A 12190-nucleotide genomic window follows, 5' to 3' on the forward strand; every position below is an offset into this window, starting at 1 on the left:
TGATTCTCTTCGAAGAATTGGGGCTATATGTTTACGCTTCTACACAGTCCATCATGAAGCACGCTCTGAAAGCATGCGGGATGAGTCGCTATCCCTACACAGTGATTGCCACCGACACCGGCGATATTCTATCTATCAACCGCTTTGGCAATATGGCAAGGGATTCTTTTCGTACATTCAGCTTTGAACGATTTCAGCATCCCTACACATTTTCCGCATATGACTTGGAAGAGGATGAAACCGAACTGGATACCATTTTAGAGATGTGCACTTGCTTCGGCGTAGATCCGGATGCGGTAATGGAGTTGCTGGACTATGGCTATTCCTATGATGAGATCGAGGAACTTCTGATGTATCCCAGTATGCTCCAGGAGGAACTGAACGCCTGCTCAGAGTGGTAAAACAACCCACCTGTGCAGAAAAAAAGAAAGGCTTTGCACGTGCATTGCCTTTCTTTTTTGCCTTGAAAATTATCTATCTGTTCGGAACATGGAACCTGGAACAATGTTCCACGTTCTACGTTCCGGAGAAGAAGCTCTTTTTTCTGAAACCTCCAAAATTCTGCTGTCCCCCACAAATCCACCCCACATAAAATATTTTTTTCACATCAATCTATATAAGTGTGGGTTGGAAAATTATTTTTCTGAAAAAATACTTTCCCGATTTTACGTGGTTTTTGATAAGTCAAACAACCATCATTATTTATTATCACCAGATTGTTTCTTATGTTCTTCGAGAAGTCTGTCCAGCTTCTCTGTAAAATCAGAATCTATAGAAACGCCCGCCTGAACAATCCCCATAAGCCCTGAATAACCATAGTTGTCGCAGTAAGATGTTTGGATCCTTGCAATCATAGTTTCTATGATCTGATTCACTTCATTTCCTTCAGCTATATGCAATGACGCAATATCATCTTTCATATCAGATAAATATGGAACAAGCTTTCCTAACATAAGAACTGGATCACCAGATCCCAAAATCATATGAATCATTTGATCATATATTGACAGCGGAAAGTAACCATGCTCGTCCAGAATAGGAATGACATCTTTTATGACAGCATGGGTCGGATTCTTCCAAAGTAAAACAGAAACTGCCAAAACATAGTAATTATACTTATCAAATGCAAAAAGATCCTTGTCATACTTTTGGAATTGTTCCAGACAAAAATCACCTGTCACAGCAACACCCAATAAATCAATTGCCGCATTTGCGTACAAACATTCGCTGCATATATCGATTTCTCTGCACGGAGAAAGAATCTGATAAACGCAATGCAGCAATTCGTCATAATCATTTGCACAAAATAAAAGCACCAGTACACAATCATGAATGCACATTGCGGATTTTTGATCCAATTGCCCATTTGAAATCCAATAAAACAAATCTACCAATGCCTGTACAGTTTTATCCAGTTCTTGTTTTTTATGTAATCGAGATTCAAAACACAACTTCAAAAAAATGATTTGTATCCGCTCGTATAAATACATCTCTTTGTCAACCCATAAAGCCTCATACATTTTTTGAATTTCAGCATAACAACACTTTGCAGCTTCATCATCTGAAAAACACAATTCCAAAAAAGCATTACAGGTAAGATAGGATAGCTTCAATGTATGTTCTGATTTTGAATCCTGCTCTTTCCAGTCTTCTTTGAACTTCCGTTGAAAATAAAGGCACTTCGATTGTATTTCCTGTTTGACCGCCAACAATTGACACATTTCGGCTTCATAGCACAGAAAAACAAGATTTCTTTTTTCCAGCGTCAAATCGCATATACACCAATAGTAAAACGGCAGGATCCGAAGAAGCGCACGAAAAAACAAGCGACTCTGAAGATAGAACGGATCATCTGTATTACTTTCATATGATTTAAGATCTGGAAAAACCTCCGAAGCATAGCAATAATAATTCTCCAGCATATGAAAATACTGACGCCACTGACTCCATTTCAGAAAAACCATTTTATTCTGATAATTTAATACGAGATAGAGTTGCCTGACCAGTTTATTTCCGCCTTGCTCATAGAAGATAAACCGAAGAAACTTTTCAAAACTAACCTTTCTATCTTTCTGTTGATATTGCAACAAATAAAGCTGCACACACTTTTTCAAAAGCTTGTCCCAATCACCATCACTTTTCACAATGCTACCCAGGCAAGCATTTTTCAGACAATCCACGTCAATAGAGTCACTCAAATGGTCATCGTCTTCAGAATCCCCCACAACAAGCACCATTTGATGCAGCTGTTCTTTCTCTTCTTGCGTCAGTTTTCCGAGATTACTACAATCTGCAAAATGATTCAACATGGACTTCGTGTTGGGTTCTCCATGATATTCCATCGACACTTCAGATGCATTGCGAAAAAGTCTATATGGGAAGAGATTGCTATAACAATCCTCCAATGCCTTCTTTACATTGATCCAATCATTCTTTGCAAGCTTCAAGAGAACAACAAACCGGTACATATTCCCATTTGCCATACTTTTTAACATTTCTACATATCGGATATAATTCTCCGTATTTTTTCCAGTCCAATATCGGAAGACCTTTTCATAAACATCAGCTGGAGGCATTCCGACATGTATTTTCTGCAAGCCTCTTCCTGTATATTCCTCATTTCTTGTCAGAATAATATCTACGTTTTGAAATTCGGCGCAAAAATTCCTGATCTTTGCTTCCGGAACAGCACCATCCATATCATAAATGATCCACAAAACAGGTTTCAAAGAGAGGTGCAAATTTTCTTTTTTCCGTTCCAATCGTTCAGACGAATTTTCAATTTTACGAAAGTCTGTATAATTCTCGGTGATTTCTGAAGTGTAAAAGGCATCATCAGCAGTTGGCATCTCTTCAATAAATTTGTCAAGGCTTCCTTTCCACTTCTGACATACTACAGCACTATATTTTGAAGTATTTGCATAATGAATTGCCGCAGAATATTTTCCCATGCCAGGAGCACCTTCTAGCATTACCACTCTGTAGCGTGATAATTTATTTATAATCTCATCATGTAATATTTTATCTGGTTTATACCCTTCAATTGTTGGAATCGGCGTGAATAAAAGGTCTCTTTTATCATTTCTCCCATTTTTAAATTTTTTGTATTTTTGCACTAACTGTTTACCCTGTTTATTCAGTTCAAGCTTCTGTCCCTCTTGCGTAGTATGTCGGGATAATCTTAGCAGTATTTCTCCGAATTCCACTTCTTTCTTGTTTGCAACTGTCGATAGAATGATACTGACAATATCAAATGCCACCTCTTCCGTTTTTAAATCTCCAATATTAATATTATCAATATAAAAAAATCACACATTTCTTCCATATTATAGCCGCATAATATTATATCCAAGTCCTGTAATTCATCTTCAGCATTGCAATCATAATCTAGCTTAAGCGGTGACATATAATACCATCTAATCAAAATTTTTTTATATAAGTTTTCAATCAACTCTTTTCGTTCCAAATCGATCCAGATTTCCCTTTTCCTTTTTGGGGTTGGAGAAAAAACTTTTATAGATGTTTTAGTTATTTTGCATAGTTCTTTTATTTGATTATCATTTAAAGAAAAAACATCCAATACCAACTTCTGATATATCATCTCATTTGTTATTCTCATTTTATATTCTCCTGTAAAAAGCAGTTCCATTTTTCATTATTATAGCACAAATATTATGAAAATTCAACCATTTTAACATTATACTATAAAAAATTTATCAGAACATCTAAAACCCCCTCTTTATCAGTTCAGTATATTGTACATATATCAACATCTTTTTTTGTGTATTGTTTTATCGCAACATGATTTGAAACCGTGTCATTTGCGTATCTGGTAATTATGTGATAAGATAATAATGGCGATCAAGAAAGATTGCAGTATATTGTGTCAGGAGGCTTCACAATGTCATATTGCCGCTCCCCCACACGAAAGCCCAGCTTTCATCATCCAAAAATTCATATCAGGCTGCAATCAGTCAGACAAAAAAAGGAGAAAAGATCATGAGAGTATTCACAAACATGTCCGAAGAAGCACTGGCAGTAGCTATGGAAAGCAAGGCATTCCTGGAGGCGGTTCTCAACATCTCCCACAAGGAATCCAATCCTTTCCTCATGGCGATCATCGACTTCACGCCGGAATGCTATACATATGCACCGAACACTACGGAGTTCCAGTATGATTATCCGGTCATTCGGGTATCCGAACGGTTCGAGTCGCCAAACACTGCTTCTCTGGAGCAGATTGACCCGGCAGAGTGCGCAAAGCTTCTGGAATCCATGAACGCTGACACCAGCTTAAAGCGCTACTTCATGTAAGAGGAAGTGATCACAATGTCATATTGCCGTTCCCCCACACGAAAGCCCAGCTTTCATCATCCAAATATTCATATCAGGCTGCAATCAGCCAGACAAAAAAGGAGAAAAGATTATGAGAGTATTCACAAATATGTCCGAAGAAGCACTGGCAGAAGCTATGGAAAGCAAAGCATTCCTGGAGGCGGTTCTTGCAATCGCCCAGAAGGAATCCAATCCTTTCCTCATGGCGATCATCGACTTCACGCCGGAATGCTATACATATGCGCCGAACACCACGGAATTCCAGTATGACTACCCGGTCATTCAGGTATCCGAACGGTTCGAGTCGCCAAACACTGCTTCTCTGGAGCAGATCAATCCGGCAGAATGTGCAAAGCTTCTGGAAGCCATGAATGCTGACACCAGCTTGAAGCGCTACTTCTAAGGAGCGATTGTAATGTTGTATTGTCGACCCCCTCCTGCATTTTCCATGCAGAAGAGAACAAAAGTATAGTTAAGAAAAATTTTTTTGGAGGTATCATCATGCAAAATTATTATTATTCCTTTAAAAAAGTGTCCGCCCCCAATCAGACTCCGTCTGTAACAGAGTCCAATGGGCATGCTTCGCCATTTCATCGTGTGCCCGAAACGCAAATGATGGAAGCCAATGCAACTATGGCATATTCTTCGCCATTTCATCCTGTGTCAGCACCGCAAGCAGTACAATCCGGGGCTACTACGACATTTGCAGTACCTGCTGCGCCGCTGCCGTTCCTGGTGAACATGCCCACAGAAGAGCAGAGGAGTCTCTCACCCTTGCAGCTCTTCGGAACGCAGATACCGCTGAACGCAGATGCGTGCAAAAATGACCCCGATGCCGTCCGTGCGCTGATCAATAAGCTGGCTGCCAACGGCCTGGTATTGCGGCATGGAAATATGTTCTATTGGTACACAGGGCATCACTACACGCCAATGGACAATAGAGATCGCTGCCTGAATGAACTGAGCCAAATTTTCACCTGCAGCAAATTGTATCCCGAAAGTTCTGATGTCAACGGTGCACTGGATCAGCTGAAAAAGTTGGCAACGCCTTGGGATTATCCGCCCAATGACGAGGGATACATTCTGTATCACAATTGCATTATGGATGTGCAGCAGAATCAGCCGCTGCCGATTTCTCCGAAATATTTCTTCATCGGCGGTGTAGAAGCCAATTTCAATCCGAATATCCGGTTCCGGCATCCCCTTATGGACCAGTTCCTGCAACAGTGCACCGGCAATAACCCGGTGCTCATCCGGCGCATCTGGGAGCTGATTGGCTATTGCCTGTCCGGAGACAGCCACGCCAAACGGATCTTCTACCTCATCGGGGTCAGCGATTCCGGAAAAAGCGTGCTTCTGAAGCTGATCAAGAAGCTTCTTTCGCCGTGCCTGACAAATGCCATGTCATTGAAAAACATCACAGGCAGCCGCTTTGCCCTGTCAGAACTAAAGGACAAGCAGGTCTGTATGTCCTTTGATGAGAGCAATCTGTCTCTGTCCCAGCAGGACATTGCCACGCTGAAACGGCTGAGCGGCGGCGAGGACTGCATTACGGCGGATGTGAAAAATAAATCCCAGGTCACATTTGTGGCAAGGGCAAAGCTGGTGATCGCATCCAACCACACCCTTCGTGCCGTGTATGCCGCAAATGACCCTGCTTTCCAGCGCCGGCTGATGATCATTCCTTTCAACTTTGCTACGCCGAAATTGGAGCAGGATCAGAAATTGCTGTCGAAGCTGCTGGAAGAACGGGACGCCATTGTCACGGATGCCTACTTCTATTATCAAGCGCTTCGCCGCAACGGCTATGTTTTTTCCGGTGATGACAAGACGTATGAATCCACGTCCATCTTTCTGCCGGGAGAACTTCCCTATGAGAAGATGGGAAGTTTTGTGGAAAATTACTGCGTCTTTGAGGCAGAATATTCCACGCCCACAAGGCAGCTGTACGACTGCTTCTGCCGGGTGTATTCCGATGCGGAATACAAGGACATCACAGCCTTTTCCCGGGCATTTTCCACCTATTGTCATAACAAGGACATCGTCAGCACTCGCAAGCGTTACCCCATGGGCAACTGCAACGGTTTCGATGGCGTAGGATTAAAGGAGATAGAGACTGTATGAAAATTTCTGTGGCAAAAGAGCTGCCCGTCAGCATATATCATCCCAGGGACGAGAATCGTCCCATTCTGCCAGTGCCCGTAATTTCTGGCGATGGGACACAATATCTGAGCGACATTCTGCCGGAGCACCTGCTCACAGAGATGCAGATTGGAACCAGCGTTCTGATTCATGCCCCAGTGGGTAGCGGCAAGACCACGGCGCTGATCAAACAGGCAGTGCAGCAGGAATGCCCTGTGCTATGGGTCACAAACCGAAAGGCACTGGCGATTCAGACGAAAAAGGCGATCCTGACAGCCCAGGGCATGGATGTTTCCGATTGGCCGTCCAACGCCATCGGGGCAGCCCACACTGGCAGAATCACCGTCACCACCTATCAGGCAATTGCCGCAGGTGGTGTGCCAAAGTTATATCATGGCAGTGTCTGCATCTTTGACGAGATTCACTATCTGCTGAACGATGCCGTGTTTTCCACTGCGCCCATGCTGTTCCGGAAATTTCTGCGTAGCATTCTGTCAAAGACCAAGCGTATTTACATTTCTGCCACAGCAGAAGAAGTCGCCCCTCTTTTGTGGAAACTGGAGCAGCCGGAGCAAACAACACAAATGCTGTATACGCTGACCGGAACCCCCTGTCCACCACATTTGCAGCAGTGCTTTACCCTGCAAAGCGACTGGTCTCATTTGCAATTCCGGTACTATTCCTATGGTAATGCGGAGCAGCTTACGGAGAAACTGCGGGAGATTCCATCGGGAGAAAAAACGGTGCTGTTCGTCCGAAACAAGGAACGCGGCGCAGCGCTGAAAGAACTGCTGCCGGACAGCGCTTTTGTCTATTCCTCCGAGGAAGAATCGGAAGTGCTGGAACAAATTGCCCGGACAGAACAGTTTGCGCCAAATACGCTGGTTTCCACTAAAGTGCTGGAAAACGGTGTATCCATGACAGAGGAAGCAGTACGACACATTGTCATTGAGGAAATCGACCCCATTGCATGGATGCAGTTTCTGGGACGTGTCCGCAACAAGCGGAAACATCCCCGGACACTTACGGTGTGGATTCCGGATTACACAGCGCAGGAGCTAAGCCAATACCGGCAGATGCTGCTGGAACGCATTCAGGCGCTTCGGGACATCCGTCATGATTTCCATGACTTTCTCCGGCATCCGGAACGTTTGCAGCCTTGGATGATTCATTCCAATGGCAAAACCGTCCGGGTCAACGACCTTGCGCTGATAAAGCTGGAGCACTTAGCAGACCATGTGGACTGTCTGCTGGAATCCCAGAGGGAAGAACATCATGCCCATATCCGCTTTCTGCGGCAGCTGTTGCATTTGTCAGAACAGCCGGAGGAGCAGGACTTTCTGGACTATGACGACAGGGAATCATTCTGTGCCAAGGTGCGGGATGCCTATGATGCTTTTCTTGTTTCTCCCAAATACAAGGCAGACCGTGACGCACTGGCGCAGGCATTGATCTCCGCCGTGCGTACTACCAATGTGTATGGGGAAAAGATTACAAGCAGCAATATCCAGCTGGGAACCATGCAGAAAATTCTGCACTGTGCCGGGATAGAGGCGAAGATCTCCAGTCTGGGAGAGGCTTTTGCAGTAGAGGAATGCAGCTGTTAAAGTCGGCTGTTTCGGTTATATATTATATCCATGAAGGAGGGACAAGGATGAAAAAGTCAAAGCGTATCACACTGTACAAAACAGTGTGGTGTAAAATCCGTTATTGGCAGCAGCTTCATGATATGACCGACAACGAGTTGGCAACATATCTGAACTGCTCCATCAGGACGCTTCAGAACTATGATCATGATGCAAAGAGCCTCACGCTGCAAACCGTCGATACATTTCTTTGCATCAATGACATGACTCTGGAAGATTTACTGGCAGCATAACAAAATGCGCAGGCTATACCGCAAAAGGATAGGTGTAGCTTGCTCTTTTTGCAGAAAGAAGGGAGCAAGCAAGATGAAGAAAAAGACAAAAGTTATCATTCAGCAAGCCGAAAGCGGTACATACTTCACCCAGGTGTCCAAGGGCGTGCGTCCAGACGGCAAGCGAAACCGGAAGATGTTCACCGGAAGCACGGAGGAAGAGGTCTATCTCAAGGCCATGAAGTGGCTCAAGGGAATCGAGGAGGAGAAAAAGAGCCCCTTTACAGTGAGAGAAGCCATGCTGCAATTCATTGAAAGCAGAAGCAAGGTTCTGGAGCCCACCAGCCTGTGCTGCTACAGGGAGATTGTCCGCAACAAGCTGCAATACATCATGGACATCAAAATCGAGGAACTGACCTCTCGGGATATTCAGGTTGCCATCAATATCGATGCTCAGCGGCTCAGTCACAAGTCCATCAAGTGTGCCTTTGGGTTCCTCCGGGCGGTTCTGAATGCAAATGATGTGACCATCAAAATGGGCAGCATCCGTCTGCCAAAAAAGGAAGTCAGGGAGCGTAAGCTTCCCTCCGCAGACGTAATCTATTCCATTGTGAAGGGGACAAGCAGTGAACTTCCGGTGCTTTTGGCAATGTGGCTCTCTCTGCGGATCGGGGAAGTGGCAGGCTTGCAGTTCCGTGACGTAGACCCGGTACAGATGCGGCTCTATGTGCATCGTGAGATCGTCAAGGTAGACAGCGGTTGGGCAGAGATCGACCACTGCAAAACTGCCAAGAGTATGCGGTATGTCAATCTACCGGCGTACATTTATCAGCTGATGCAGGAAGTTCCGCACAAGAAGGAAACGGATCGCATCATTCCATTCACCCCCAACACCATCCGCAAGCGGTTCAAGAAGCTGGTACGGGAGAATGGGCTGGAGGACATCCGGTTTCACGACCTGCGGCATATCTTCGCCAGCACTACGGCAATGCTGCACATTCCGGAGAAGTACGCCATGGAAATGGGCGGCTGGAGCACACCGGATGTGTACAAGAACGTGTATCAGGAGACTTTCGACAGTGAGCGCAACAAGGCGGACAGCATGATCGATGACTATTTCAACGGTATTATTCAGAATCACTGAGCATATATTCCCAGGTAGAAAGAAAAGCCCGCACATGCAGGCTTTTCTTTTTTGTATATTGGGGATGTCAGGATTTGCAGATTTTCTCCATCCGGCAGATACCGAAATCAAAGGCAGAACCCACTTGCCATTTTACTTGCCATTTCCCCGAATTCACTTGCCATTTCCCGAAAAATCTTTCCCATCCCGGAAATGTCCAAGCCACGAAAAAAGGCTGAATTACGTGATTTTTCCGTAATTCAGCCTTATACATCTGGTCGAGGTGACAAGATTCGAACTTGCGGCCCCTACGTCCCGAACGTAGTGCTCTACCAAACTGAGCCACACCTCGATGCGACTAATATAGTATAACACATTTCGCCGGATTTGTAAAGTGAATTTTGATGAAAACGAAAAAAGAAAAGTTTCAATTGCACAATATTAAAATAGTAAATTGAAACAGAGCCAATATTACTGTAAAAATGGGCTCTAAATAACAAAAAGCGACCAAAAAGGTCGCTCTGTTGAATTTATGATACAATTGTAAAACGCTTTCGGAATCGCTCAGTTCTGTTCCGCTTCAGCCACAGGAACACTGGTGCGGACAGCGCTGATGACAGCGTAGCTGTTCGCCGGTAGGATGATAGCATCGCCGTCACAGATACCGCTGATGACAGTGCTGAATGCATACTTGCGGAAGCACTTGTCCCGGAGGGAGACCATGCCTGTGTCGCCGCTGCGGTTCAGCAGGACAATGGCGCTGCTGCCGGTCTCCTCATCGTATCTGGAGAAGCCCACGATGTTTTCCTCCAGCACCAGAAATTCCATGGCACCCTCTGCAAATACGGCGTTTTCCCGGCGGATATGCGCCAGCTGTCTGGTGTATTCCAGCAGCTCCGTGTCCTCATTACCCCAGGGGTAGCACCGGCGGTTGAAAGGATCTTTCCAGCCCTGGAGCCCTGCCTCATCGCCGTAGTAGATGCTGGGCACGCCCGGCAGGAAGAACTGCAACACCATGGCACCCTTGAGCATTGTCTTGCCCCGGTTGTATTCCTCCGGGGACAGCTCGTTTCCAGCCATCCAGTCCTTGCTCTTGTCGTCGCAGGGCTGACCGCCGAAGCGGTTGATGGCACGCTCAATGTCATGTGTGGAGACGAAATTCATGAGCACATCCACGGTACATTTCGGATAATTCTCCAGAATGCCCATGATCCGGTCACGGAAGGTGGTGACTGCTTCGCCCTTCATGTAGGCAATGATTGCCTCCCGGAAGGGATAGTTCATGACGCTGTCCAGCTGGTCGCCCAGGAGATAGCGCCGTTTTACGCCATAAGCCTCCTTGTTGGAAGCATCCTCCCAGACCTCACCGATAACGATCTTTTCCTCGTCGTATTTTTTCACGCAGGCACGCAGATTGTCCAGGAACTCGTCCGGCAGCTCATCTGCCACATCCAGACGATAGCCGGCAGCACCCAGATCCATCCAGTAGTCCAGCACGCCGCCTTCGCCGCAGATGTATTTGGTATAATCCGGGTTGTTTTCGTCTACATTGGGCAGAGTGTCGATACCCCACCAGGACTCGTATTCCTTGTTGCCCCAGAAGTGATACCAGGAATAATAGGGACTTTGTTCTGACTGATATGCACCCAGATTGTCATATCGTCCGAATTTGTTGAAATAGATGCTGTCTGCACCGGTGTGAGAGAATACGCCGTCCAGGATCACGGAAATACCACGCTTTTTGGCATCCTCGCACAGCTTTCGGAAATCCTCGTTGGTACCCAGAAGGGGATCCAGATTCCGGTAGTTTGCGGTGTTGTAGCGGTGATTTTCGTGGGATTCAAAGACCGGGTTCAGGTAGATGCAGGTGACCCCAAGATCTTCCAGATAGTCCAGCTTGCTGCGGATACCCTCTAAGTCGCCGCCGAAATAGTCGTTGTTCCACACATGACCGTTCTGGTCGGGCTTGTAATAGGGCAGCTCGCCCCAATTGCGCATCACACGGTCAGAGGGCACATTTTCGTGCGCCTTGCCGCTGCTGCAAAAACGGTCGGGGAAGATCTGATACATGACGCCGCCCTTGAGGAACTGGGGTGTCTGATAGTCCTCGCCGAATACAGTGAGCTGGAACATTTCCCCATGATCCAATGTGCCGTGACAGGCATCGCCCCGCTTGATATAATGGCGTACGCCGTTGCTGGTGTAGGAGAAATAATAATAGTGTACCCCGGCATATTTGGGAATGAGCGTGGTGGTATAGAGGACATAGCCATTCTCACACTCTTTCACATTCATGGGCAGGAACCGTTCTTTGAAGCCGGTACGGAAAACCACCAGTACTGGAGCATAATCCAGCGGTGTTTCTTCCGGCAGACGGATGGTGAACTGACAGCCCTGATTGCGGCGGATCGCCCCGAACGGGGATTTATAATCGGCATCCCAGCTGTTGTAGAAATATGACATGCTGAAAAAACTCCCTTCTATAGAAAACGGAGCAGAGCAACCACTGCCCGCTCCGTCTTTTTGCATGCATCATGCATTATAATATATACTCACCCAAATCAAATTTATGGCACATTGTTGTCCGTGAAACTGTAGGGGCGAACTGCGTTCGCCCGCAAATCTCCTGAAATCGTCCAACGGGCGAACACAGTTCGCCCCTACATCGGTACGATCTTATGGGCAACACCGCACAAAGAGCGCCTGACGGCTTTGCACGTCATATGCTTGCA

9 protein-coding genes, 1 tRNA gene and 1 pseudogene are annotated in these 12190 nt (G+C 45.9%); 7 read left to right on the top strand and 4 right to left on the bottom strand.

Annotation, left to right across the window (positions count from 1 at the left end):
* Window positions 1-401 (top strand): annotated as a pseudogene (locus Q0418_RS04980) (glucosamine 6-phosphate synthetase); the annotation flags it as partial.
* A 297-nt stretch (window positions 402-698) separates the two neighbouring features.
* On the opposite strand, the gene Q0418_RS04985 reads toward Q0418_RS04980, so the two are convergent.
* The gene (locus Q0418_RS04985; RefSeq protein WP_298482817.1) at window positions 699-3260 is read right to left on the bottom strand and encodes a hypothetical protein; all 2562 of its coding nucleotides are present in this window, start codon (window positions 3258-3260) and stop codon (window positions 699-701) included.
* A gap of 11 nt (window positions 3261-3271) precedes the next feature.
* Entirely contained in the window at window positions 3272-3619 is a 348-nt protein-coding gene (locus tag Q0418_RS04990; RefSeq protein ID WP_298482819.1) for a hypothetical protein, read from the bottom strand.
* Between the two features lie 380 nt (window positions 3620-3999).
* Here Q0418_RS04990 and Q0418_RS04995 point away from each other — a divergent pair, with 380 nt between their 5' ends.
* The 6 genes from Q0418_RS04995 to Q0418_RS05020 all read left to right on the top strand — a co-directional run bounded on the left by Q0418_RS04995 (window position 4000) and on the right by Q0418_RS05020 (window position 9479).
* Window positions 4000-4314, top strand: coding sequence for a hypothetical protein (locus tag Q0418_RS04995; RefSeq protein WP_298482820.1), 315 nt, complete (start codon window positions 4000-4002; stop codon window positions 4312-4314).
* Window positions 4315-4426: 112 nt separating this feature from the next.
* The gene (locus Q0418_RS05000) at window positions 4427-4738 is read left to right on the top strand and encodes a hypothetical protein (protein WP_298482822.1); all 312 of its coding nucleotides are present in this window, start codon (window positions 4427-4429) and stop codon (window positions 4736-4738) included.
* Window positions 4739-4836: 98 nt separating this feature from the next.
* Entirely contained in the window at window positions 4837-6459 is a 1623-nt protein-coding gene (locus Q0418_RS05005) for a phage/plasmid primase, P4 family (RefSeq protein WP_298482824.1), read from the top strand.
* Window positions 6456-8084, top strand: coding sequence for a DEAD/DEAH box helicase (locus Q0418_RS05010; RefSeq protein ID WP_298482826.1), 1629 nt, complete (start codon window positions 6456-6458; stop codon window positions 8082-8084). The genes Q0418_RS05005 and Q0418_RS05010 overlap by 4 nt, the downstream gene beginning before the upstream one ends.
* Window positions 8085-8131: 47 nt before the next feature.
* On the top strand, window positions 8132-8356 hold the full coding sequence (locus Q0418_RS05015) for a hypothetical protein (protein WP_298482828.1): 225 nt from the start codon (window positions 8132-8134) through the stop codon (window positions 8354-8356).
* A 73-nt stretch (window positions 8357-8429) separates the two neighbouring features.
* Complete coding sequence (locus Q0418_RS05020; RefSeq protein WP_298482830.1) at window positions 8430-9479, top strand: site-specific integrase; 1050 nt, start codon at window positions 8430-8432, stop codon at window positions 9477-9479.
* Window positions 9480-9733: 254 nt separating this feature from the next.
* On the opposite strand, the gene Q0418_RS05025 is transcribed toward Q0418_RS05020, so the two are convergent.
* Both Q0418_RS05025 and Q0418_RS05030 read right to left on the bottom strand, forming a co-directional pair.
* Window positions 9734-9810 (bottom strand) — tRNA-Pro (locus tag Q0418_RS05025).
* A gap of 212 nt (window positions 9811-10022) precedes the next feature.
* On the bottom strand, window positions 10023-11921 hold the full coding sequence (locus tag Q0418_RS05030; RefSeq protein ID WP_298482832.1) for a glycoside hydrolase family 13 protein: 1899 nt from the start codon (window positions 11919-11921) through the stop codon (window positions 10023-10025).
* Window positions 11922-12190 lie beyond the last annotated feature (269 nt).

The organism is uncultured Ruminococcus sp., from assembly GCF_937915125.1.
Taxonomy (GTDB): Bacteria; Bacillota; Clostridia; order Oscillospirales; family Ruminococcaceae; genus Ruminococcus_C.

Bases quoted from the DNA above. Each gene is read 5' to 3' on its own strand.
- Q0418_RS05015 (WP_298482828.1), top strand. From the start codon at position 8,132: ATGAAAAAGTCAAAGCGTATCACACTGTACAAAACAGTGTGGTGTAAA.
- Q0418_RS05005 (WP_298482824.1), top strand. From the start codon at position 4,837: ATGCAAAATTATTATTATTCCTTTAAAAAAGTGTCCGCCCCCAATCAG.
- Q0418_RS05020 (WP_298482830.1), top strand. From the start codon at position 8,430: ATGAAGAAAAAGACAAAAGTTATCATTCAGCAAGCCGAAAGCGGTACA.
- Q0418_RS04990 (WP_298482819.1), bottom strand. From the start codon at position 3,619: ATGAGAATAACAAATGAGATGATATATCAGAAGTTGGTATTGGATGTT.
- Q0418_RS04995 (WP_298482820.1), top strand. From the start codon at position 4,000: ATGAGAGTATTCACAAACATGTCCGAAGAAGCACTGGCAGTAGCTATG.
- Q0418_RS05010 (WP_298482826.1), top strand. From the start codon at position 6,456: ATGAAAATTTCTGTGGCAAAAGAGCTGCCCGTCAGCATATATCATCCC.
- Q0418_RS05030 (WP_298482832.1), bottom strand. From the start codon at position 11,921: ATGTCATATTTCTACAACAGCTGGGATGCCGATTATAAATCCCCGTTC.
- Q0418_RS05000 (WP_298482822.1), top strand. From the start codon at position 4,427: ATGAGAGTATTCACAAATATGTCCGAAGAAGCACTGGCAGAAGCTATG.